Below are 23344 nucleotides of genomic sequence, written 5' to 3' on the forward strand. Positions count from 1 at the left end.
ATCTGGAGGAGAGGGAGGGATTCGAACCCTCGGTACTATCGCTAGTACGCCTGATTTCGAGTCAGGTACATTCGACCACTCTGCCACCTCTCCGGTGCTGTCGAGCCTCAGATTATAGCCAGAAAAATCTGACTTTTGACGCCCTGCGCTTCAACCGCGCAAAACTTCGAGGCCGCCGAGGTACGGACGCAACGCCGCCGGCACATTGATCGAGCCGTCTTCGTTCTGATGGTTTTCCAGCACGGCAACCAGCGCGCGGCCCACGGCCAGGCCGGAGCCGTTGAGGGTGTGCACCAGCTCGTTCTTGCCCTGGGCGTTCTTGAAACGGGCCTGCAGGCGGCGCGCCTGGAAGGCTTCGCAGTTCGACACCGAGCTGATCTCGCGGTACGTGTTCTGCGCGGGCAGCCACACCTCGAGGTCGTAGGTCTTGGTGGAACCGAAACCCATGTCGCCGGTGCACAGCAGCACCACGCGGTACGGCAGCTCCAGCGCCTGCAGCACGGCTTCGGCGTGACCGGTCATCTGCTCCAGCGCGTCGTAGCTCTTCTCGGGGTGCACGATCTGCACCATCTCGACCTTGTCGAACTGGTGCTGGCGGATCATGCCGCGCGTGTCGCGCCCGGCGCTGCCGGCTTCGGAACGGAAGCACGGCGTGTGGGCCGTGAGCTTGATGGGCAGCTGCGCCTCGGGCACGACCTCGTCGCGCACGAAGTTGGTCAGCGGCACTTCGCTGGTCGGGATGAGGTACAGCGCCGAATGGTCGGGCGCGGGCTCGCCGTCCTGGCCGCCCTTCTTCGCGGCGAACAGGTCGCCTTCGAACTTGGGCAGCTGGCCGGTGCCGCTGAGCGTGGCCGCATTGACCACGTAGGGCACGTAGCACTCGGTGTAGCCGTGCTGTTCGGTCTGCAGGTCGACCATGAACTGGGCCAGCGCACGGTGCAGGCGGGCGATCGGGCCCTTCATGACGGTGAAGCGCGAGCCCGAGAGCTTGGCGCCCATCTCGAAATCGAGCCCCAGCGGCGCGCCGAGGTCGACGTGGTCCTTGGGCGCGAAGGCCAGCGGCGTGGCGTTGGCGCCGGCGCCGCCCTGGGGCGCCCAGCGGCGCATCTCGACGTTGCCGGCTTCGTCTTCACCGAGCGGCACGCTGGCGTGCGGCAGGTTGGGCACGGCCAGCAGCAGCGCGTGCAGCTCAGGCTGGATTTCCTCGAGGCGCTTGGATTGCGATTCCTGCTCGGCCTTGAGCGCGTTGACCTCGACCATGAGCGCGTCGACCGACTCGCCCTTGGCCTTGAGCGGGCCGATCTGCTTGTTCAGCGTGTTGCGGCGCGCCTGGATTTCCTCGGTGCGGGTCTGCAGCGTCTTGCGCTCGGCCTCGAGCGCGGTGAACGCCGAGACGTCGAGGTAGGGCTGGTTCTTCTTGCGTTTTTCGAGGCCGGCCACAGCGGAGGCCAGGTCTTTGCGGAGCAGGGTGATGTCGAGCATGGGGAGATTTTAGGTGGGCGCCCGGCCCGCGCCCGCCCTCCCCGCTCGCACGCCTGCGGCGACTCAGGCGACCGTGGCCGGATCGACGTTCGCCCCGCAGATGATCAGGCACACCTTCTCGCCCTCGCGCGGCACGTAGGCGCCTGTCTGCAGCGCCGCCAGCGGCAGCGCGGCGGCCGGTTCCACGGCGAGCTTCAGCTCCTTCCAGAGCCACTGCTGGGCGGCGCGGATGGCGTCGTCGGACAGCAGCAGCGCGTCGCGCACCTGCTGCTGCGTGATCTCCCAGGCGATGGCGCCGATGCGGCGCGCGCCGAGCGAATCGGCCGCGATGCCGCCGACGTCCACGTCGACCGGCTCGCCGGCCTCGCGGGCGCGGAACAGCGTCGGGGCCTTTTCGGGCTCGAGCGCCACCACGCGGGCGCGCTGCTCGAACCAGCCGGCCAGGCCGCCGATCAGGCCGCCGCCGCCCACGCTCACGAGCACGGCGTCGGGCAGGCCGCCCTGCGCCTCGATCTCGCGGCCGAGCGTGCCGGCACCGGCCACCACTTCGGGCTGGTCGTAGGCGTGGGTGAGCAAGGCACCCGTTTCCTTCTGGCGCGCCAGGCAGGCGGCCAGCGCGTCGGGGTACAGCTCGCCGACCACGACCACTTCGGCGCCCAGCGCCCGCAGGCGCGCGCGCTTGGCTTCGGGCGACACGCCCGGCAGGAACACCTGGCAAGGCACGCCCAGCGCGTTGGCGGCGGCCGCCGTGGCGATGCCGGCGTTGCCGCCCGAGGCCACGATCACGCCCGCGGCGGGGATGTCGTTGGCCAGCAGGCGGTTCATCATGCCGCGGGCCTTGAAGCTGCCGCTGACCTGCATGTGCTCCAGCTTGAGCCAGACTTCGACGCCGGGCACGGCCACGCCCAGGGCGGCGGCCGGCAGCTTCCACAGCGGCGTTTCACGCAGGAAATGGCCGGCGCGTTCGCCCAGCCTGCGGGAGGCGCTCTCGATGTCGGAGCGCCAATCGGTGTTTGTCATGATATTCAGGAGATGTGCCCAGGGGGCGGGATGTCGTCGAGCTTGAGGCCCTTGGGAAGCGGGAACTTGATGGTTTCCTCGATGCCGTCCATCTTGCGCACCGACACGGCGCCGAAGGCGCGCACGCGCTCGATCACCTCGTGCACCAGCACCTCGGGCGCCGAGGCGCCGGCGGTGAGGCCGATGCGCGACTTGCCCTCGAACCATTCGGGCTTGAGTTCGTCGGCCGAATCGACCATGTAGCTCTCGGTGCCCAGGCGCTGCGCCAGCTCGCGCAGGCGGTTGCTGTTGGAGCTGGTGGGGCTGCCGACCACGATCACGAGGTCGACCTGCGGGCTCATGATCTTCACCGCGTCCTGGCGGTTCTGGGTGGCGTAGCAGATGTCCTGCTGCTTGGGCTCGCGCACGTTCGGGAAACGCGCGCGCACGGCGGCGGCGATCTCGGCGGCATCGTCCACGCTGAGCGTGGTCTGCGTGACCACGGCGAGCTTCTCGGTCTGCAGCGGCGACGCGTTGGCCACGTCGGCCACGTCTTCCACGAGGTGGATGCCGCTCGACAGCTGCCCCATCGTGCCCTCGACCTCGGGGTGTCCCTTGTGGCCGATCATGATGAATTCGTAGCCCTCTTTGGCGAGCTTGGCCACCTCGACGTGCACCTTGGTCACGAGCGGGCAGGTGGCGTCGAAGATCGAGAAGCCGCGGTCGCGCGCCTCCTGCTCCACGGCCTTGCTCACGCCGTGCGCGCTGAACACCAGCGTGGAGCCGGGCGGCACGTCGGAGAGCTCTTCGATGAAGATCGCGCCCTTGGCCTTGAGCTCGTTCACCACGTAGGTGTTGTGCACGATCTCGTGGCGCACGTAGATCGGCGCGCCAAACTTGGCGAGGGCGCGCTCGACGATCTCGATGGCGCGGTCCACGCCGGCGCAGAAGCCGCGCGGCTCGGCCAACAGGACTTCTTCGATGTTCGGGTTCATAGCACGCCGATCAGCTTCACTTCGAAGGTGACCGGTTGCCCCGCGAGCGGGTGGTTGAAGTCGAAGCGCACGCCGGTCTCGTTCGACTCGACGACCGCGCCCGCGTAGCTGCCCGAGCCGTCGGGCGTGGGGAACTGCACCACGTCGCCGACGGCGTACTGCTCGTCGGGGTCGCCCATCTGGGCCAGCAGCTTGCGCGCCACCCATTGCTGCATGTCGGGGTTGCGCTCGCCGAAGGCCTCGCCGGCGGGCAGCTCGAAAGTGGCGTGCGCGCCCTCTTCCATGCCCATCAGGCGCTGCTCCATGGCCGGCGAGAGCTCGCCGGTGCCCAGCGACAGCGTGGCGGGCTTGTCGGCGAAGGTGTTGATGATGTCGCCCGCCGGACCGGCCAGCCGGTAGTGCAGGGTCAGGAAGGAGCCGGAAGTCACAACTTGGGACATGGGTGCAGCGAAGGTGGGCAAAGACGAGGGAGGTGTCCCGATAAACTGACCCTCATTTTAAGGATCGGGGCAACATCTCGCCCCGGCCCAGGTTTCTGCAGGGTTTCATGGCATTCAAGGATCTCCCTCTCGACGCCCGGCCGCGCGAAAAGCTCATCGCGCGGGGCGCCGCCGCGCTGGCCGACGCCGAGCTGCTGGCGCTGCTGCTGCGCACCGGCGTGGCCGGCAAGAACGTGCTCCAGCTGGCCCAGCAACTGCTCGAACGCTTCGGCGGGCTGTCGGGGCTGCTGCACACCGCGCCCGATGACCTCAAAGAGGTCAAGGGCATGGGCGGCAGCGCCAAGCGCTCCGAACTCACGGCGGTGCTCGAACTGGCGCGCCGCGCCATGGGCGAGCGCCTGAAGGAGCGCACGGTGTTCGACTCGCCCGAGGCGGTCAAGCAGTACCTGCAGATGCACATCGGCTCGCGCCCGCACGAGGTGTTCGCGGTGCTGTTCCTCGACGTGCAGCACCGCCTGCTCACGCTCGAGGAGCTGTTTCGCGGCACGCTCACGCAGACCAGCGTCTACCCGCGCGAGGTCGTCACCCGCGCCCTGCACCACCAGGCCGCGGCCGTGGTGCTGGCCCACAACCACCCCAGCGGCAGCATCGAGCCCTCGCGCGCCGACGAATCGCTCACGCAGACGCTGCGCGCCGCGCTGGCGCTGGTCGACGTGCGCGTGCTCGACCACGTCATCGTGAGCCCGGGCCAGAGCTTCTCGATGGCGGAACGGGGGCTGCTCTGATGGCTTCTTCCCGTCCCCCGGCCCTGAAGAACCTGGCCGACCTCAAGCAGGTGCAGCGCGTGCTCGCCGAAACCCGCGAGCGCGAGGCCGCGGAGGCCGCCGCGCGCGCCGCGGCCGAGCGCAAGCGTGCCGCCGAGAAAGACCTGTTCACGCGCGCCATCGGCGCCACCGAGCCGCTGCGCCGCAAGGCCGCGGTGGCGCTCGCGCCCGAGCCGCCCGCGCCGATTCCGTTTCAGCACCAGCTCGACGAGCAGCGCGTGCTGCGTGAGTCGCTGTCCGACGAGTTCGACGTGACCACGCTGCTCGACGTCGACGACGCCATGAGCTTTCGCCGCCCCGGCATCGGCACCGACATCACGGCGCGGCTGCGCAAGGGCGACTGGGCGATCCAGGGGCAGGTCGACCTGCACGGCCTGCGCAGCGACGAGGCGCGCGAGGCGCTCGGCGGCTTCATCCGCAATGCCCACAAGCAGGGGCTGCGCTGCGTGCGCGTGGTGCACGGCAAGGGCCTGGGCTCGCCCGGCAAACAGCCGGTGCTCAAGACCAAGACGCAGCGCTGGCTGATCCAGAAGAACGAGGTGATCGCCTTCGTGCAGGCCAAGCCGGCCGAAGGCGGGGCCGGGGCGCTGGTGGTGCTGCTGGCGCCCGTGCGGCGCTGACACAGCGCCGCACGGGCCCTGCCCTTACTTGCTCAGATCGACCTTGTAGACCGAGCGGCCCTTGCCGTTGCCGTCATCCGCGGTCAGCAGCGAGATGTTCGTCAACCCCGCGTCCGTGGCCGCGCTCAATTGCCCCTGGCCCGACGTGATCGTCACGTTGCCCGCGGTCGTCACCTTGGTGAAGCGCCAGCTGCGCGCCGCGCCGTCGGCCGCGCGCGTGATCGTCTTCTTCGCCTTGATGTACGCGATCAGCACGTCGCGGTTCGCATCGGGCGAGGCGTAGATCGTCGCGCGCCCGTCCAGCGCCGGAATGAAGCTCGCGCCGCTGGTCGCGCGGTAGTTGTTCGTCGCAATGACGAACTCCTTCGCCGGGTCGATGGGCGCGCCCAGGTACATGAGGTTCTTGATGCGGCTGCCCACGGCCTGCGTCACGTCGATCTCGTACTGCATGTCGGGCGTGGTGAACATGTCGAAGTTGTAGCCCGGGAAGGGGCCGATCAGCGGCTGGTCGGTCGTGAGCGCCGGGTCGATCTTGTTGAAGCGCTTGGCCGCGGCTTCGAGCCAGCCCTTGATCTCGGCACCCGTCACCTTCACCGCGTACACCGTGTTCGGGTACAGGTACAGGTCGGCGGCGCTGAAGATCGCCAGGTTGCCTACGGCCACGTCGGTGTAGTCGCGCCCGCCCTCGAAGCCCGACTTGAAGGGCGCGCTCACCGACAACACCGGCAGGCCCGCGTACTGCGGCAGGTTGGCCTGGATATAGGTCTTCACGTAGTCGGCCTGGGCCTGGTTCACGATCTGGATCGCGCCCGGGTCGCCCACGTCGGCAAAGAAGGTGTTCATGCGGAAGTCGGTGGTGCCGATCGGCGTCTTCACGTAGTCGATCGCGGCCTGGTGCTGCGTGTCGACCAGCGGCGCCACGCTCGGGTCGGCGTCGACGTACACGCCCTTGCCGATCTGGGTCGAGCGCGCCTCGACCAGCGTCTTGCTCTTGTCCACGCCCCAGGCCTTGCCGTCCCACACGAGCTCGAGCTTCACGAGGCCCAGCGCCTTGCCCCACGAGCTGGGCATCACGGCCGGCACGCCGTTGACGGTGCCGGCGGCGTTGTCGACACCCGCCTGCGTGTAGCCCGGCTTGGCGCCACGGTCGGGGAACAGGCCGTGCTGGTGGCCCATCATCAGCACGTCGATGCCGGGCACCTTCGACAGGTACAGGCCCGGGCTTTCCATGGTCGGCGAGTACGGCGAGGCGTCGAGGCCGCCGTGCTGCAGCGCGACCACGATGTCGGCGCCCTTCTCGCGCAGCTCGGGCACGTAGCGCTTGGCCGCTTCGACCGCGCCTTCGGTGCGAAGCTTGCCTTCGAGAAAGCGCTTGTCCCAGTTCATGATGCCGGGCGTGGTGAAGCCGATCACGCCGACCTTCACCGGCACCGTCACGCTCTTGCCATCCGGCGCGGTGGCGGTGAACTGCTTCGTGACGATGGTGTAGGGCGCCACGAGCGGCTTGCCGCTCTTGAGGCTGTGCACGTTGGCCACCACCATCGGGAAGCTCGGGCCCGCGCACTTCTTGCTGCCGTCCACGCCCTCGACATCGAGGCCGCCGCCGAGCACCTGGTTGAGGAAGTCCAGGCCGTAGTTGAACTCGTGGTTGCCCAGCGTGCCGGCGTCGTAGCCGGTGGCGTTCATCACCTTGTACATCGACAGCGGCTGCGTGCACGGGATGCGGCTGACCAGCGCTTCGTAGTCGGCCAGCGCGGTGCCCTGGATGGTGTCGCCGTTGTCGAACAGCATCGTGTTCGCGAACTCCTTGCGCGCGGCGTTGATGAGCGTGGCGGTGCGCTCGTAGCCGTACGACTTGTCTTCGGCGAGCTTGAAGTAGTCGTAGCTGCGCACGTTGAAGTGCAGGTCGGTCGTTTCGAGCAGCGCGACCGTGGTGCGCGTGCCGGCGGCCACGGGCGCCGGGGCCGGTGCGGGCGCAGGAGGCGGAACGATCGGGGGAAACGTGGTGCCGCCTCCGTTGCCACCGCCACAGGCGGTGAGCACGGCGGCCAGGACGGCGGCACAGGTGGACATGGGGGCGAGGCGCGCCAGCGACGCGGCCACTGCGTTGTTCATCGAGAGGTCTCCCTGCGGATATGAGGAAGGACCAGTCTCCGAAAGCCGGGTGACAGACCGGTGAATCCGGGCCTGCCGTGCAGCGCCGTTGCGACAGCAGTTACGCCAGGTGGTTCTTTAGTGGTACCGCCGCGTCCGCCACCGCTTCGGGCGCGGGGCTGCGGCCCGCTTCGAGCAGCTTGCGGCTCATCATGTGATCGACCGGCGCGTTCACCGATTCGACGCACACGAGCTGGCCGTCGACGTAGTGGAACAGCGAGAACGCCTCGGGCTTCGGCCCCGCGCGGCGCACGCTCACCAGGCCCGGCGTGCCTTCGGCCGGCATGAGGCCCGCCATCTGCAGACGCAGGCCGCCCTGGTCGGACCAGAACCACGCGACCGCGTCGTGATCGCGCGCGGCGCCGGTCAGCGTGGCCACGGCCGTGCGCGCCTGGTCGTTCGCGTTCTGCACCGATTCGAGCCGCAGTGCGCGGCCCGCGCGGCGATCGGGGAAGCGCGTGCAGTCGCCCACCGCGAGCACGTCGGCCGCGCTGGTCTGCATGTGGCCGTCGACCACGATGCCGTCGGCGCACTCGAGGCCCGCGGCCTGCGCGAGCGCGGTCTCGGGCACGGCGCCGATGCCCAGCAGCAGCAGGTCGATCGGCTGCTTCACGCCGTTGACCTCGACCGACACGAGCCGGTCGCCCACGACTTCGAAGGCGCCGGTCTGCGCGCCCAGCACGATGTCGATGCCGGCCGCGCGATGCGTGGCCAGCACGTGCGCCGACAGCTCGGGCGACACGGCGCGGCCCAGCAGGCGCGGCGCGCATTCGATCACCTGCACGCGCTTGCCCAGCGCCTGCGCGGTGGCCGCCACTTCGAGGCCGATGAAGCCGCCGCCCAGCACCGTGACCTGCTGCGCATCCGCCAGCCGCGTGCGCAGGCGATGCGCCTCGTCGGCGGCGCGCAGGCTCGCGACATTTTCCAGGCCGGCCTGCAGGCCAGGCATCTGGCGTGCGCGCGTGCCGGTGGCCAACACCAGGCGCTCCCACGGCAGCACTGCGCCCGAGCGCAGCGTGACGGTGTGCGCCTCGCGGTCGATGGCCACGGCGGCGTCGCCCAGGTGCAGCGTGATGCCCGCTTCGCGGTACCAGTCGGCGGCCTTGTGCGGCTGCGTGGTTTCTTCGGCGCTCTTGAGGAAGGCCTTCGACAGCGGCGGGCGGTGATACGGCTCGCAGGCCTCTTCGCAGACCAGGTGCACGCGCGCGCCCTGCCCGGCTTCCGCCAGGCCCGCGCAGAGCTGGGCCGCGGCGTGGCCGCCGCCGATGATGACGATGGAATTCATGGAGAACAGTCTTTCGGGAATCGTTGTCGGGTCACTCGCCGCGGTTGCGCATCCAATCCGCGGTCTTGAAGAAGGAATCGCGCAACCTCGCGCGCAGGTCTTCAGGCACGCCGGTCTCGCCCATCGCCTGGTCCATGCAGGCCAGCCACTGGTCGCGCTCCTTGATGCCGATGCTGTGGCCGCCGATGGCCTGCGGCAGGTGCCGCGCGCGCAGCATGGGGTGGCCGAAGCGGTCGGTGTAGTGGGCAGGCCCGCCGAGCCAGCCACAGAGGAACCAGAACAAGCGCTGGCGCGCGTTGTCCAGGTCGGTGCCGTGCACGGCGCGCAGTTGCGCGTAGGCCGGCTCGAGGTCCATCAGGTCGTAGAAGCGCTCGACCAGCGCCTCCACCTTCGGCTCGCCGCCGATCCACTCGAAGGGCGTGCCGGCGGGCGGTTTGTCTTGAATCTGCATGGGCGGGAGTATCCCCTCGGGTCGCTCTAGAGTTGGATCAGATCGGGAATGCCCACATCGGTGCTCGCGTCGGCCGTGTAGTCCACGCCGTCGACGGCAAAGCCGAACAGGCGCAGGAACTCGGTCTTGTAGCCCGCGAAATCGGTCAGCTCATTGAGGTTGGCGTCGGTGACCTGCGGCCAGAGTTCCTGCACGCGCGCCTGCACCTGCGGCGCCAGCTCCTTGTAGTCGGCGCGCAGGCGGCCTTCGTCGTCCAGGTGCGGCGTGGCGCCGTACAGGCTGTCGGCGTACAGGCCGTGCACCTGCTCGATGCAGCCCTCGTGCGTGCCTTCGGCCTTCATCACCTTGAACAGCAGCGACAGGTACAGCGGCATCATCGGAATGGCCGAGCTGGCCTGCGTGACCACCGCCTTCAGCACCGACACGCGCGCGTCGCCGCCCTTGGCGGCCAGCTGCGCGCGCATGGCGAGCACCTTCTGGTCAAGGTCTTTCTTGGCGGCACCGATGGAGCCGTTCCAGTAGATGTCGTGGGTGATCTGCTCGCCCAGGTAGGTGAAGGCCGTGGTCTTGGCGCCGTCGGCCAGCACGCCGGCCTGCTGCAGCGCGTCGATCCACATCTGCCAGTCTTCGCCGCCCATGACGGCGACGGTGTTGTCGATCTCTTCCTGCGTGGCGGGCTCGAGCACCGATTCCTTCACGGTCCCGCTGTCGGTGTCCAGGCCGCGCAGCGTCACGGCCTTGCCGATGGGCTTGAGCACGGAGTTGAAGACCTGGCCCGTCTTGGGGTGCGTGCGGCGCGGCGCGGCCAGGCTGTAGACCACGAGGTCGACCTGGCCGAGGTCGGCGCGGATGGTCTCGATGGCCTGCTGCTTCACCGCATCGGAAAAACCGTCGCCATTGATCGTCTTGGCGTAGCGCCCTTCGGCCGTGGCGGCGCGGTGGAAGGCGGCGGTGTTGTACCAGCCGGGCGAGCCGGGCTTGGTCGCGCTGCCCGCGCGTTCGAAGCACACGCCCAGCGTGTCGGCGCCGCAGCCGAAGGCTGCGGTGATGCGCGCGGCCAGGCCGTAGCCGGTGGAGGCGCCGATCACCAGCACGCGCTTGGGGCCGCCCGCGATGGGGGCCCTGGCTTTGACGTACTCGATCTGTTGCCGGACATTGGCTTCGCAGCCCACGGGGTGGGTGGTGACGCAGATGAAGCCGCGCACGCGGGGTTGGATGATCATGAAAAGCTCGCTCGGTAAGACATTCGGGGGACGGCGGCGGGGCACGTCGCGGCGTCGCGAATTTAACCCAGCCGGCAACAGGCCGATTCATCAGCCCCATATGCATATGTCGATTGACGATTTAATAATCTTGGGTTTTATTGATATGGTTCCGGCCTGAATTTCACTCTGGAGAGAGGACGATCCCCACCATGCGCCACACCCTGCTTGCCGCGGCCCTTGCCGCTTCCGCCCTGCTGACCGGCGTTGCCGCCCATGCGGACCAGCTCGCCGACATCAAGAAGAAGGGCGAACTCGTGGTCGGCGTGCTCGGCACCGACGAGCCCGCCACCTTCATCGATCCGAAGACGCGCCAGATCGTCGGCTACGAGGTCGACCTGGTGAACGCCATCGCGAAGAAGATCGGCGTGAAGCCGGTGCTCAAGCAGATCGCCGTGGCCGCGCGCATTCCCGAGCTGCAGCAGGGCCACGTGGACCTGGTGGCCGCCGGCCTCACGCACAACAAGGAGCGCGAGGCGCAGATCGACTTCTCGCTCACCACCTTCGTCACCGGCCAGAAGGCCATCGTGAAGAAGACCAGCGGCATCACCGACGTACCGCAACTCGGCGGCAAGAAGGTGCTGACCATCCGCGGCGGCACGCAGGAACCCAACATCCGCAAGGCCGTGCCCACCGCCGAGGTCGTGACCTTCGACACCAGCCAGCAGGCCTTCCAGGCGCTGCAGCAGGGCAAGGGCGTGGGCTACGTCGACGACGAAGCCGCGCTGCTGCGCAGCTACGCCAAGCTGGGCCCGCAGAAAGCGCAGTACGTGGTGCTCAAGCAGAACCTGAGCACCGAGTCGCTGGCCATCGGCATCAAGAAGGGCGAGAGCGGCCTGAAGACCGTGGTGGACGACACGCTGCGTGAACTCGAGAAGTCGGGCGAAGCGCAGAAGATCTTCCTCAAGTGGTATGGCCCGAACACGGCCTCCGGCTTCCAGACGCGCGACTTCAAGCTCGAGACGGACAAGATCGACTGAGCCCCCGCGCTCGGCACACCAGGGGCGGGCCGCCATGCGACCCGCCCTTCGCTTTTGAGCGGCACGGCGCGCATGCGTACCATGTGCGCCCCGGCGCCTTTCGCCGTGCCTCCCGTTTCCCATGCCCCTGTTCGACTATTCGCTGCTGCTGACCGGCCAGTACCACGACATGCTGGTCGCGGGCCTGTGGCTGTCGCTGCAGCTGCTCGCGGTCTCGCTCGTCCTTGCGCTGCCGCTGGCGCTGGTGGTGGCGCTGCTGCGGCTCTCGCCGCTGGCGCCGCTGCGCTGGCTCGGTTTTGCGTACGTGGAATCGATCCGCAACATCCCGCTGCTGGCCCACATGCTGTTCTGGTATTTCGGCGCGCCCGAGCTGCTGCCCGAGGGCCTGAAGACCTGGCTCTACGAAGGCCACATCGAGGCCTACAGCGCGATCGTGGCGCTGTCGCTGTACACGGCCGCTTTCATGGCGGAGGACATCCGCAGCGGCATCCGCTCGATCCCGGCCGTGCAGTTCGAGGCCGGCCGCGCGCTGGGCTTCAGCTTCCTGGCCACCATGCGCCGCGTGGTGCTGCCGCAGGCGCTGCGCGTGACCGTGCCGCCGCTCATCTCGCAGACGCTGAGCCTGTGGAAGAACACCTCGATCGCCACGGTGATCGGCGTGGCCGAGCTGATGTACCAAGCGGGGCAGGTGGAAAGCGCGACCTTCCGCAGCTTCGAGTCGTTCGCGTTCGCGAGTGCGGCGTACCTGACCGTGTCGCTGGCCATCACCGGCCTGGCGACCTGGTATCACCACCGCTTCCCGGTGCGGACCATCTGAAGGCGGCGCGCTGATGCTCGAAATCATCCACGACTACTGGGTCTACTTCCTCATCGGCCAGTACCCGAACGGCCCGCTCGGCGGGCTGGTGCTCACGCTGCTGCTGGCCTCGTGCGGGTTGGTGCTGGCGCTGCCGCTGGGCATCGTGCTCGGCCTGGCGCGCGTGAGCCCGTGGCGCTGCGTGCGCTGGCCCGTCACGGCGCTGGTGTTCGTGGTGCGCGGCCTGCCGCTGTTGATGGTGATCTTCTGGGCCTACTTCTTCCTGCCCAGCGTCACGGGCGTGAAGACCGACCAGTTCACCACCATGCTGATCGCGCTCGTGATCTTCGATGCCGCCTACCTCGCCGAGATCGTGCGCGCCGGCATCCAAGGGCTGCCGCGCGGGCAGATGGAAACCGCGCGCGCGCTCGGCCTGAGCTACTTCGGCGCCATGCGCCTCGTGGTGCTGCCGCAGGCGCTGCGCAGCATGCTGCCCTCGCTGGTGAACCAGTTCGTCTCGACCATCAAGGAGACCTCGCTGGGCTACATCATCGGGCTGGCCGAGGTGTCGTTCATTGCCACGCAGATCAACACGCAGGTGTTCACCAAGCCGGCGCAGATCTACCTGATCCTGGGCCTGACCTACTTCATCCTGTGCTTCGGCCTCTCGCGCTTCGCCTACTGGCTGGAGCGCCGGCTCGCGCGCCGCGGCCTTCCCGCCGCGTCTCTCAAGGTGCCCGCATGATCGAACTCGAAAAAGTCAACAAGTGGTACGGCAGCTACCACGCACTGGTCGACGTGACCGAGACCATCCACAAGGGCGAGGTGGTCGTGGTGTGCGGGCCCTCGGGCTCGGGCAAGTCGACGCTGATCCGCACCTTCAACCGGCTGGAGCCGATCCAGTCGGGCCGCATCACGCTCGACGGGCAGGACATCCACGCGCCGGGCCTGGACGTGAACGCGTTCCGCTCGCGCATCGGCTTCGTGTTCCAGCAGTTCAACCTGTTCCCGCACCTGAGCGTGCTGCAGAACTGCACCATGGCGCCGATGCAACTGCACGGCCTGTCGCGCAAGGAAGCCGACGCGCGCGCGATGGCGCTGCTGGAGCGCGTGGGCCTCGCGAACAAGGCCAATGCGTGGCCCGGCGAGCTGTCGGGCGGCCAGCAGCAGCGCGTGGCCATTGCGCGCGCGCTCGCCATGAAGCCGCCGCTGATGCTGTTCGACGAGCCCACCAGCGCGCTCGACCCCGAGATGGTCGGCGAGGTGCTGCTGGTGATGCGCGACCTCACGCGCGACGGCATGACCATGGTGTGCGTCACGCACGAGATGGGCTTCGCGCGCGAAGTGGCCGACCGCGTGCTCTTCATGGACCAGGGCCAGGTGCTCGAACGCGCCACGCCCGACGACTTCTTCAACCGCCCGCAGCACCCGCGTGCGCAGCAGTTCCTGTCCGACATCCGTTCGCCTTTTTCGAGAGACGCATGACCGACCAATCTCTTCCCCTCATCGACGTCGCCCCGCTGGTGGCCGACACGCCCGAACGCGCACGCGTGGCGGCGCAGATCGGCGACGCCTGCCGCGCGCACGGCTTCTTCTACGTCACGGGCCACGGTGTCGACCCAGCGCTGATCCAGCGGCTCGAAGACCTGAGCCACCAGTTCTTCGACCTGCCCGAAGAAACCAAGATGCAATGGCGCATGGCCCTCGGCGGCCGGGCCTGGCGCGGCTTCTTTCCGCGCGGCGGCGAGCTGACCTCGGGCCGGCCCGACTGGAAGGAAGGCCTGTACCTAGGCACCGAGCTGCCCGCCGACCACCCGCTGGTGCAGGCGAAGACGCCGGTGCATGGGCCGAATCTCTTTCCCGACGTGCCGGACTTTCGCGAGACCATCCTCGCGTACATGGACGCCGTCACGCAGCTGGGTCACCGGCTCATGGAAGGCATCGCGCTGAGCCTCGGCCTGCCCGCTTCCTATTTCGCTGAACGCTACACGGCCGACCCGCTGATCCTGTTCCGCCTCTTCAACTACCCCACGCAGGCCGTGCCCGAGGGGCTGGACGTGCAATGGGGCGTGGGCGAACACACCGACTACGGCCTGCTCACGATCCTGCACCAGGACACCGTGGGCGGCCTCGCGGTGCACACGCCGGGCGGCTGGATCGATGCACCGCCGGTGCCCGGCGCCTTCGTCTGCAACATCGGCGACATGCTCGACCGCATGACCGGCGGGCTCTACAAGTCGACGCCGCACCGCGTGAAGCGCAACACCTCGGGCCGCGACCGGCTGTCGTTCCCGTTGTTCTTCGATCCGAACTTCGAGGCCCGCGTGCAGCGCATCGAAGGCCTGGCCGGTGCCGACGCGCTGGACGACAGCGCCGAGCGCTGGGACCGCGCCAACGTGCACGCGTTCAGCGGGCGCTACGGCGACTACCTGCTGGCCAAGGTGTCGAAGGTGTTCCCGCAGCTGCGGGACGAAGTGCTCTGAGCCTCGGCCCTGACTTCGTCAGGGAAACCAGCGCGGCACGTGCGGCATCGCGTCGTGCAACGAATCGAGCACATGAAAGGCCTGAGCGACGATCGCCTCGGGCGGATGCTTGAGGTCGGGCACCACCACCACGCGCATGCCGGCGGCCAGCGCGGCCTTGGCGCCGTTCTCGCTGTCCTCGAAGGCGACGCAATCGGCCGGGTCCACGCCCAGGCGCTCGGCCGCGAGCCGGTACAGCGCCGGGTCGGGCTTGGCGCGCGCCACCTCGTCGCCGCCCGCGAAGGCCTCGAAGTGGTGAAGCACGTCGAGGCTGCCCAGGCAGGCCGCGATCTGCCCGCGCGTGGACGACGAGGCCACCGCGCAGCGCGTGCCGCGTCCGCGCAAGGCGGCAAGCAGCTCGGCCGCGCCGGGCTTGATGGGAAAGAGCGGTCGGGCGTCGCCGTCGGCACGCTCCAGCTGCAGCGCGGCGGTCACCTGCGTCGCCGCGTGCTGGTAGGCGGCGGGGCCGCCGAGCAGCGCGGCAAGGATCTGCTTCGATTCGCTCATGGCCAGCCCCACGCATTGCAGGTACTGGGCGTGCGAAAGCTCGACATCGAGCGTGCGGGCCGCGGCGATCCAGGCGGCCATGATGGGGCGCTCCGAATCGATCAGCAGCCCATCCATGTCAAAAATGGCGGCGGTGAACATCGAGGCGAATCCTAAGCGAGCCACGCAGCGGCCATGAAAAAAGGGGCCATCGGCCCCTTCGTTCGAGAAATGCTGCCGGTCAGTCCCGCGCCAGCGCCCGGTTCAGCCCCAACGCCGCCAGCGTGCCGAGCGCGCCCGACAGCAGGTAGATGCTCACGAAGGCCAGGCCGAAGTGGGCCGACAGGCCCAGGGCGACCAGCGGGGCAAAGGCCGCGCCGATGAGCCAGGCCAGGTCGGCCGTGAGGGCCGCGCCCACGTAGCGGTACTTGGGCGCGAAGTTGGAGGTCACGGCGCCGGCCGCCTGGCCGTACGACAGGCCCAGCAGAGCAAAACCCAGCACGATGAAGATGTCCTGGCCGATGCGTCCGCCGTCGAGCAGCGTGGGCGCGAAGCCGCTGAACACGGCGATCATGGCGGCCAGGCCGCCGAGCGTGAAGCGACGGCCGATGCGGTCGGCGATCAGGCCCGAGGCCACGATGCCGATGGCGCCGAACACCGCGCCGATCATCTGCACGATCAGGAACTCGGTGATCGACTGGTCGGAGTACAGCGAAATCCACGACAGCGGGAACACCGTGATCAGGTGGAACAGCGCGTAGCTGGCCAGCGCGGCGAACGCGCCGATCAGCAGGTTGGCGCCCTGCGAGCGGGTCAGCTCGACCACGCTGGTGGGCTGCAGCTCGCGCTCTTCGAGCAGGCGCGCGTACTCGTCGGTGGCCACCAGGCGCAAGCGCGCGAACAGCGCCACCACGTTGATGGCGAAGGCCACGTAGAAGGTGTAGCGCCAGCCCCAGTCGAGGAAGTCGGCCAGCGGCAGGCTGGAATACAGGTACGCGAACAGCGCGCTGGCCAGGAAGAAGCCCAGCGGTGCGCCCAGCTGGCCCAGCATGGCGTACCAGCCGCGCTTGTTGGGCGGTGCGTTCAGCGCCAGCAGCGACGGCAGGCCGTCCCACGAGCCGCCCAGCGCCAGGCCCTGGGCAAAGCGGAAGATCGACAGCAGCACGATGGCCGTGAAGCCGATGCTCGCGTAGCCCGGCAGGAAGGCGATGCCGGCGGTGGAGGTGCCCAGCAGGAACAGCGCGATGGTCAGCTTGGTCTCGCGCCCGAAGCGCCGCTGGATCGCCATCGAGATCACGGTGCCGAAGGGGCGCGCGATGAAGGCGAACGAGAAGATCACGAAGGCCCAGAGCACGCCTTCCAGGCGCTGCTCGAACGGGAAGAACACCGCCGGGAACACCAGCACCGAGGCGATGCCGTAGACGAAGAAGTCGAAATACTCGGAGGCGCGGCCGATGACCACGCCGACCGCGATCTCGCCCGGGGCGATGTGCGAATGGTCGGCGTCTGCGGCGCGGGCGCCGCCTTCGGTCGGGTGCGACACAGGCTGGGCGCCTGGTGGACTGATGCTGGACGTCGTCATCTTGCTAGCTGGCTGGCTGTAATTCGGGTGTCATGCCGGGGCACGACACAGGGGAAATTCTGGACACCCTGTAGCGTCTCACCGAATTGCGTTTACCGCCATAGGACAAAACGTCCAATAGGCGGAATCCCTTGGGCGGCGTAGATTGCAGGGTCATTTTTGCGCGGCCTTCGCACTTTCCTCTCCCGGCATGCACATCCTCAAGACCCTTCGCCGAGCACTTCTGCTGCTTTCCGCCATTTTCCTGGCGGGCTGCAACACGGTGCTGTTGAACCCCTCCGGCGACATCGCCAACCAGCAGGGACGCCTGATCGTCGTCTCCACGGTGCTGATGTTGATCATCATCATTCCGGTGATCGCCCTGACCATCTTCTTTGCCTGGCGCTATCGCCAGTCGAACAAGGAGGCCACCTACAGCCCCGACTGGGACCACTCCACGCAGCTCGAGCTGGCGATCTGGGCCGCGCCGCTCCTGATCATCATCGCGCTGGGCGCGATCACCTGGATCAGCACCCACACGCTGGACCCGTACCGCCCGCTGAGCCGCCTGGACGCGCAGCGCCCGATTCCCGCCGAAACCAAGCCGCTGGTGGTCGAGGTGGTGGCGCTGGACTGGAAGTGGCTCTTCATCTACCCCGAGCAGGGCATCGCCACGGTGAACGAGCTGGCCGCCCCGGTGGACCGCCCGATCAGCTTCAAGATCACGGCCTCGTCGGTCATGAACTCCTTCTTCATCCCCGCGCTGGCCGGCCAGATCTATGCCATGCCGGGCATGGAGACCAAGCTGCACGCGGTGATCAACAAGCCGGGTGAGTTCGACGGCTTCTCCGCCAACTACAGCGGCGCGGGCTTCTCGGGCATGCGCTTCAAGTTCCACGGCCTGAGCCATGACGGCTTCGACCAGTGGGTGGCCAAGGTCAAGACCGGCAAAGAGGGCGAACTGACCCGCGAGCAATACAAGAAGCTCGAAGTGCCGAGCGAGCGCGAGCCCGTGCGCCACTACGCCGCGGTCGACCCGGCCCTGTACGACGCCATCCTGAACCTGTGCGTCGACCGCAACAAGATGTGCATGAAGGAAATGATGGCCATCGACGCCGACGGCGGCCTGGGCAAGCCCGGCGCCTTCAACGTCGCCACCAAACAGGCCTGGCAGGCCGACTCCCTCGACACGCCCAAGCGCAAGTACGTCACCGCGATGTGCACCACCGAAGACTAAGATGTTGCAGAACCTAGACCTGACGAAGCTCGTCTTCGGCCGCCTCTCCTGGGAGGCGATTCCCCTTCACGAGCCGATCCTGCTCGTGACCTTCGCGGCCGTGATCCTGGGCGGCCTGGCGCTGCTGGGCGCCGTGACCTACTTCAAGCTGTGGGGCACCTTGTGGAATGACTGGATCACCAGCATCGACCACAAGAAGATCGGCATCATGTACATCATCCTGGGCCTGGTGATGCTGCTGCGCGGCTTTGCCGACGCACTGATGATGCGGGCCCAGCAGGCCGTCGCCTTCGGCGACAACGCGGGCTTTCTGCCGCCGCACCACTACGACCAGATCTTCACCGCCCACGGCGTGATCATGATCTTCTTCGTGGCGATGCCGCTGGTCACGGGCCTCATGAACTTCGTGGTGCCGCTGCAGATCGGCGCGCGCGACGTGGCCTTCCCGTTCCTGAACAACTTCAGCTTCTGGATGACCACCTTCGGCGCCGGCCTCGTGATGGCCTCGCTGTTCGTGGGCGAGTTCGCCAAGACCGGCTGGCTGGCGTACCCGCCGCTGTCGGGCATCCTGTTCAGTCCTGACGTGGGGGTGGACTACTACATCTGGTCCTTGCAGATCGCGGGGGTCGGCACATTGCTCTCGGGCGTGAACCTGCTGGCCACCATCGTGAAGATGCGCGCGCCCGGCATGACCATGATGAAGATGCCCGTCTTCACCTGGACCGCCCTGTGCACCAACGTGCTGATCGTGGCCGCCTTCCCGGTGCTCACGGCCGTGCTGGCCCTGCTGTCGCTGGACCGTTACGTCGGCACCAACTTCTTCACGAACGACATGGGCGGCAACGCCATGATGTACGTGAACCTGATCTGGATCTGGGGCCACCCCGAGGTGTACATCCTGATCCTGCCGGCCTTCGGCATCTTCTCGGAAGTGGTCTCCACCTTCTCGGGCAAGCGCCTGTTCGGCTACGCCTCGATGGTGTACGCCACGGTCGTGATCACGATCCTGTCGTACCTCGTGTGGCTGCACCACTTCTTCACCATGGGCTCCGGCGCCAGCGTGAACTCGTTCTTCGGCATCACGACGATGATCATCTCGATCCCCACGGGCGCGAAGATCTTCAACTGGCTCTTCACCATGTACCGCGGCCGCATCCGTTTCGAGCTGCCCATGATGTGGACCATCGGCTTCATGATCACCTTCGTGATCGGCGGCATGACCGGCGTGCTGCTGGCCGTGCCCCCGGCCGACTTCGTGCTGCACAACAGCCTGTTCCTCATTGCCCACTTCCACAACGTGATCATCGGCGGCGTGCTGTTCGGCATGCTGGCGGGCATCACCTACTGGTTCCCGAAGGCCTTCGGCTACAAGCTCGATCCGTTCTGGGGCAAGTGCTCGTTCTGGTTCTGGATCGTCGGCTTCTGGATGGCCTTCATGCCGCTGTACATCCTGGGCCTGATGGGCGTCACCCGCCGCATGAGCCACTTCCAGGACATGTCGCTGCAGATCTGGTTCCAGGTCGCCGCCTTCGGCGCCGTGCTGATCGCCCTGGGCATCGCCTCATTCCTGATCCAGCTGGTGGTGAGCTTCATCCGCCGCGAGTCGCTGCGCGACACCACGGGCGACCCGTGGAACGGCCGCACGCTGGAGTGGTCGACTTCGTCGCCGCCGCCGGCCTACAACTTCGCGTTCACGCCGCGCGTGCATGACAACGACGCCTGGACCGACATGAAGGCCCGCGGCTACCAGCGTCCGCTGGAGGGCTTCAGCCCCGTGCACATGCCCAAGAACACGGCCGCCGGCTTCGTCATCGCGGCGCTGAGCGCGGTGTGCGGCTTCGCCCTGATCTGGCAGATGTGGCTCGTGGCCGGCATCGGCTTCGTGGCCATGATGGTCGCGATCATCGCCCACACCTTCAACTACAAGCGCGACTACTACATCCCCGCGGAAGAAGTCGTTCGCACCGAAGAAGCACGCACGCGCCTGCTGGCCACCGCCCATGTCTGATACCACCGCCCTCCCCTCCCGGAACGCGAACGCACCGGCGTTCGACCTGTTCCACGTCCGCAACGAGGACCACCACCCCGAGAACGGCACGCTGCTGGGCTTCTGGCTCTACCTGATGAGCGACTGCCTCATCTTCGCGTGCCTGTTCGCGGTGTACGGCGTGCTGGGCCGCAACTACGCGGCCGGCCCCTCGGGCGCGGACCTGTTCGACCTGCCGCTGGTGGCGATGAACACCTCGCTGCTGCTGCTGTCGTCGATCACCTACGGCTTCGCCATGCTCGAGATGCAGCGCAAGCGCATGGGCGGCGTGCTGCTGTGGCTGGCCATCACGGGCCTGCTGGGCCTGGGCTTCATCGGCCTGGAGCTGTACGAGTTCGCGCACCTGCTGCACGAAGGCGCCGGCCCGCAGCGCAGCGCCTTCCTGTCGTCGTTCTTCGCGCTGGTGGGCACGCACGGCCTGCACGTGAGCTTCGGCATCATCTGGCTGGTCGTGCTGATGGTCCAGCTGCCCAAGCACGGCTTCACCGCCGCCAACCGCCGCCGCCTGATGTGCCTGTCGATGTTCTGGCACTTCCTGGACGTCGTCTGGATCGGCGTCTTCACCTTTGTCTACCTCATGGGATCGATGGCATGAGCGCCCCCGCACACACCGCCACCGCCGCACACGGCCACGGCGCACACGACAGCCACGGTCACGGCGACCACCACGACGACGGCCCGGTCAGCCACAGCACCTTCAAGGGCTACATGACCGGCTTCGTGCTGGCCGTGATCCTGACCGCGATCCCGTTCTGGCTCGTGATGGGCAAGGTGATCGCCAACCCGAGCACCACCGCCCTCGTCATCCTCGGCTTCGCCGTGGTGCAGATCGTGGTCCACATGGTGTACTTCCTGCACATGGACGCCAAGTCCGAAGGCGGCTGGAACATGCTGGCGCTGATCTTCACGCTGGTGCTCGTGGTCATCACGCTGGCCGGCTCGCTGTGGGTCATGTATCACATGAACACCAACATGATGCCGGCCATGGTCCACGACATGAAGAACATGCCCTGATGGCCCCGGCCGCCCGCCCGCGCTCCGTTGTCACGCGTGCGGCGCTGGCGGTCTGCGCCCTCCTAGCCTTTGCCGGCTTTCTCGCGCTCGGCACCTGGCAGGTCGAGCGCAGGGCCTGGAAGCTCGATCTCATCGCCCGCGTCGACCAGCGCGTGCACGCCCCGGCCGCCGACGCGCCGGCGCGATCCGAATGGCCCACGGTCAACGCGGCCAATGACGAATACCGGCACGTGCGCCTTCGCGGCACGTTCCTCCATGACAAGGAAGCGCTGGTGCAGGCCAGCACCCGGCTCGGTGCCGGCTTCTGGGTGCTGACCCCGCTGCGCACCGCCGACGGCAGCGTCGTGCTCGTCAACCGTGGCTTCGTGCCGCCTGAAGCGCGTGAACGCGCGGCGCGCACTGCCCCCGAGCCCCAGGGCGACACCACCGTGGCCGGCCTGCTGCGCCTGACCGAGCCCAAGGGCGGCTTCCTGCGCACGAACGACCCCGCGGCCGACCGCTGGTTCTCGCGCGATGTGCAGGCCATTGCCACCGCGCGCGGCCTGGCCGACGTGGCGCCCTACTTCGTCGATGCCGAGGCGGGGCCCGCGCCCGCACAGGCCGCGCCCACGTGGCCGGCGGGCGGCCTCACCGTCATCGCCTTTCCCAACAGCCACCTCGTCTATGCCCTCACCTGGTACGGGCTGGCGCTGATGGTGCTCGGCGCCTACGGGTTCGTGTGGCGCGACGACCGGCGCCGGCGGGCATCGCAAGACGGTAGCGGCGAAAATGCACCGCATGCCGACGCCGCACGCCCCGACCCCGCCGATGCCCGCCGCGACTGACAAGCTCGTCGCGGTGGCCGGCGAGCTGCACGCCCCGCGCGCGGGCGTCGCGAGCCTGGACAACGCCATCGGCCACCAGAACATGCAGCAGCTGATCCAGCTGCGCTGGTTCGCCGTGGTCGGGCAGGTGGCCACCATCCTCGTGGTGCACTACGGCTTCGGCATCCGCCTGCCGCTGAACCACATGCTGCAGGTGCTCACCTGCCTGGCGCTGTTCAACATGGTGAGCCTGCTGCGCCTGCGCATCCATGGCCGCGTGACCAACGAAGAGCTGTTCGTTGCGCTGCTGGTCGACGTGGCCACGCTCACGGCCCAGCTGTACCTCAGCGGCGGCGCCACCAACCCCTTCGTCTTTTTGTACCTGCTGCAGGTGATCCTGGGCGCTGTGCTACTCAAGGCCTGGTCGACCTGGACCATCGTGGTCATCACCGGCCTGTGCTTCGCCGGCCTGGCGCTGTTCTCGCGCCCGCTGCCCTTGCCGCTGGACCACGACCGCGGCCTGTGGAGCCCCTACGTGCAGGGCATGCTGGTGTGCTTTGCGCTCAACGCCGCGCTGCTGGTGGTCTTCATCACACGCATCAGCCGCAACCTGCGCGTGCGCGACGCGCGCCTGGCCGACCTGCGCCAGCGCGCCTCCGAAGAAGAACACATCGTGCGCATGGGCCTGCTGGCCTCGGGCGCGGCGCACGAGCTGGGCACGCCGCTGGCCACGCTGGCCGTGATCCTGGGCGACTGGCGCCGGCTGCCGCACTTCAGCTCCGACCCCGAGCTGCTGCAGGAAGTGGCCGAGATGGAAGTGCAGATCCAGCGCTGCAAGAGCATCGTGAGCGGCATCCTGCTGTCGGCCGGCGAAACGCGCGGCGAGTCGTCCGAAGAGACCACCGTGCGCACCTTCCTGGACGACCTCGTCGAAGAATGGCGCACCACGCGCCCGGTCGAGGAGTTCGACTACGAGAACCTGTTCGGCCAGGACCTGCCCATGGTGTCCGACTCGGCCATCAAGCAGATGGTGTGCAACGTGCTCGACAACGCGCTCGAGGCCTCGCCGCACTGGCTGCGCCTGGAAGCCACGCACGACGCCGACGCGCTCACCATCACCGTCACCGACGCGGGCCCCGGCTTCATGCCGGCCATCCTCGCGGAGTTCGGCAAGCCCTACCAGTCGAGCAAGGGCCGGCCCGGCGGCGGGCTCGGCCTGTTCCTGGTCGTGAACGTGGCGCGCACCCTGGGCGGACGCGTCGCCGTGCGCAACCGCCCCGAGGGCGGCGCCATCGTGACCATCACGCTGCCGCTGGCGGCCATCGTGCTCGAAGAGGACGAAGACGACGCCGCCACTGCCCTCGCGGACACCGCCGCCCCCAAGGC

23 protein-coding genes and 1 tRNA gene are annotated in these 23344 nt (G+C 68.1%); 13 read left to right on the forward strand and 11 right to left on the reverse strand.

The window, feature by feature from the left end; all coding sequences use genetic code 11:
- Positions 1 to 3: 3 nt before the first annotated feature.
- The 5 genes from AC3WQR_RS09155 to AC3WQR_RS09175 form a co-directional block, all read right to left on the reverse strand.
- A tRNA-Ser gene (locus AC3WQR_RS09155) sits at positions 4 to 93 on the reverse strand.
- 57 nt (positions 94 to 150) lie between these two features.
- Entirely contained in the window at positions 151 to 1482 is a 1332-nt protein-coding gene (gene serS / locus AC3WQR_RS09160) for a serine--tRNA ligase (RefSeq protein ID WP_492741810.1), read from the reverse strand.
- A gap of 63 nt (positions 1483 to 1545) precedes the next feature.
- The gene (locus AC3WQR_RS09165) at positions 1546 to 2502 is read right to left on the reverse strand and encodes a threonine/serine dehydratase (RefSeq protein WP_492741811.1); all 957 of its coding nucleotides are present in this window, start codon (positions 2500 to 2502) and stop codon (positions 1546 to 1548) included.
- 5 nt (positions 2503 to 2507) lie between these two features.
- A complete protein-coding gene (gene ispH, locus AC3WQR_RS09170; protein WP_095743996.1) occupies positions 2508 to 3476 on the reverse strand; it encodes a 4-hydroxy-3-methylbut-2-enyl diphosphate reductase in 969 nt (322 codons plus the stop codon).
- Entirely contained in the window at positions 3473 to 3916 is a 444-nt protein-coding gene (locus tag AC3WQR_RS09175; protein WP_062469447.1) for an FKBP-type peptidyl-prolyl cis-trans isomerase, read from the reverse strand. Before AC3WQR_RS09175 ends, ispH begins: the two co-directional genes overlap by 4 nt.
- A 107-nt stretch (positions 3917 to 4023) precedes the next feature.
- Between AC3WQR_RS09175 and radC the strand changes: the two genes are divergently transcribed.
- Positions 4024 to 4701 (forward strand): RadC family protein, encoded by a 678-nt coding sequence (gene radC, locus AC3WQR_RS09180; protein WP_492734218.1) that lies wholly within the window; start codon positions 4024 to 4026, stop codon positions 4699 to 4701.
- On the forward strand, positions 4701 to 5360 hold the full coding sequence (locus AC3WQR_RS09185) for a Smr/MutS family protein (protein WP_159274894.1): 660 nt from the start codon (positions 4701 to 4703) through the stop codon (positions 5358 to 5360). Before radC ends, AC3WQR_RS09185 begins: the two co-directional genes overlap by 1 nt.
- Before the next feature lie 24 nt (positions 5361 to 5384).
- Here AC3WQR_RS09185 and AC3WQR_RS09190 read toward each other — a convergent pair whose 3' ends face one another.
- The 4 genes from AC3WQR_RS09190 to fabV all read right to left on the reverse strand — a co-directional run bounded on the left by AC3WQR_RS09190 (position 5385) and on the right by fabV (position 10473).
- Complete coding sequence (locus AC3WQR_RS09190; protein ID WP_492741823.1) at positions 5385 to 7433, reverse strand: bifunctional 2',3'-cyclic-nucleotide 2'-phosphodiesterase/3'-nucleotidase; 2049 nt, start codon at positions 7431 to 7433, stop codon at positions 5385 to 5387.
- 142 nt (positions 7434 to 7575) lie between these two features.
- Positions 7576 to 8799: an NAD(P)/FAD-dependent oxidoreductase gene (locus tag AC3WQR_RS09195; protein WP_492741812.1), complete on the reverse strand. Its 1224-nt coding sequence runs from the start codon at positions 8797 to 8799 to the stop codon at positions 7576 to 7578.
- A gap of 31 nt (positions 8800 to 8830) precedes the next feature.
- Positions 8831 to 9250 carry a group II truncated hemoglobin gene (locus AC3WQR_RS09200; protein WP_159274896.1) on the reverse strand — a complete coding sequence of 140 codons (420 nt, stop codon included), beginning with the start codon at positions 9248 to 9250 and terminating at the stop codon, positions 8831 to 8833.
- A gap of 26 nt (positions 9251 to 9276) precedes the next feature.
- Positions 9277 to 10473, reverse strand: a complete 1197-nt coding sequence (gene fabV / locus AC3WQR_RS09205; RefSeq protein WP_492741813.1) for an enoyl-ACP reductase FabV — start codon at positions 10471 to 10473, stop codon at positions 9277 to 9279.
- A gap of 191 nt (positions 10474 to 10664) precedes the next feature.
- Between fabV and AC3WQR_RS09210 the strand changes: the two genes are divergently transcribed.
- From AC3WQR_RS09210 to AC3WQR_RS09230, 5 genes are all read left to right on the forward strand, one after another.
- A complete protein-coding gene (locus AC3WQR_RS09210; protein ID WP_159274898.1) occupies positions 10665 to 11492 on the forward strand; it encodes an ABC transporter substrate-binding protein in 828 nt (275 codons plus the stop codon).
- A 121-nt stretch (positions 11493 to 11613) separates the two neighbouring features.
- The gene (locus AC3WQR_RS09215; protein WP_070061509.1) at positions 11614 to 12309 is read left to right on the forward strand and encodes an amino acid ABC transporter permease; all 696 of its coding nucleotides are present in this window, start codon (positions 11614 to 11616) and stop codon (positions 12307 to 12309) included.
- 13 nt (positions 12310 to 12322) lie between these two features.
- Complete coding sequence (locus tag AC3WQR_RS09220) at positions 12323 to 13033, forward strand: amino acid ABC transporter permease (RefSeq protein WP_492741814.1); 711 nt, start codon at positions 12323 to 12325, stop codon at positions 13031 to 13033.
- Positions 13030 to 13773: an amino acid ABC transporter ATP-binding protein gene (locus tag AC3WQR_RS09225; protein ID WP_099792091.1), complete on the forward strand. Its 744-nt coding sequence runs from the start codon at positions 13030 to 13032 to the stop codon at positions 13771 to 13773. Before AC3WQR_RS09220 ends, AC3WQR_RS09225 begins: the two co-directional genes overlap by 4 nt.
- Entirely contained in the window at positions 13770 to 14771 is a 1002-nt protein-coding gene (locus tag AC3WQR_RS09230) for an isopenicillin N synthase family dioxygenase (protein ID WP_492741815.1), read from the forward strand. The genes AC3WQR_RS09225 and AC3WQR_RS09230 overlap by 4 nt, the downstream gene beginning before the upstream one ends.
- A gap of 18 nt (positions 14772 to 14789) precedes the next feature.
- On the opposite strand, the gene AC3WQR_RS09235 is transcribed toward AC3WQR_RS09230, so the two are convergent.
- The gene (locus tag AC3WQR_RS09235; protein WP_062469103.1) at positions 14790 to 15458 is read right to left on the reverse strand and encodes an HAD family hydrolase; all 669 of its coding nucleotides are present in this window, start codon (positions 15456 to 15458) and stop codon (positions 14790 to 14792) included.
- Positions 15459 to 15537: 79 nt separating this feature from the next.
- Entirely contained in the window at positions 15538 to 16878 is a 1341-nt protein-coding gene (locus tag AC3WQR_RS09240) for an MFS transporter (protein WP_492741816.1), read from the reverse strand.
- A gap of 190 nt (positions 16879 to 17068) precedes the next feature.
- Between AC3WQR_RS09240 and cyoA the strand changes: the two genes are divergently transcribed.
- The 6 genes from cyoA to AC3WQR_RS09270 form a co-directional block, all read left to right on the forward strand.
- Positions 17069 to 18094 carry a ubiquinol oxidase subunit II gene (cyoA, locus tag AC3WQR_RS09245; RefSeq protein ID WP_062469097.1) on the forward strand — a complete coding sequence of 342 codons (1026 nt, stop codon included), beginning with the start codon at positions 17069 to 17071 and terminating at the stop codon, positions 18092 to 18094.
- Position 18095: 1 nt separating this feature from the next.
- Positions 18096 to 20102, forward strand: a complete 2007-nt coding sequence (gene cyoB / locus AC3WQR_RS09250) for a cytochrome o ubiquinol oxidase subunit I (RefSeq protein ID WP_492741817.1) — start codon at positions 18096 to 18098, stop codon at positions 20100 to 20102.
- Positions 20095 to 20736, forward strand: a complete 642-nt coding sequence (gene cyoC, locus AC3WQR_RS09255) for a cytochrome o ubiquinol oxidase subunit III (RefSeq protein WP_492741818.1) — start codon at positions 20095 to 20097, stop codon at positions 20734 to 20736. Before cyoB ends, cyoC begins: the two co-directional genes overlap by 8 nt.
- Entirely contained in the window at positions 20733 to 21155 is a 423-nt protein-coding gene (gene cyoD / locus AC3WQR_RS09260; RefSeq protein ID WP_062469089.1) for a cytochrome o ubiquinol oxidase subunit IV, read from the forward strand. Before cyoC ends, cyoD begins: the two co-directional genes overlap by 4 nt.
- Entirely contained in the window at positions 21155 to 21979 is an 825-nt protein-coding gene (locus AC3WQR_RS09265; protein ID WP_492741819.1) for an SURF1 family protein, read from the forward strand. Before cyoD ends, AC3WQR_RS09265 begins: the two co-directional genes overlap by 1 nt.
- Positions 21963 to 23344, forward strand: a 1382-nt coding sequence (locus AC3WQR_RS09270; RefSeq protein WP_492741820.1) for an ATP-binding protein, incomplete at its 3' end; no start/stop codon positions are given. The genes AC3WQR_RS09265 and AC3WQR_RS09270, both read left to right, overlap by 17 nt.

The organism is Variovorax sp. FW305-3-2-15-B-LB1 (assembly GCF_058787635.1).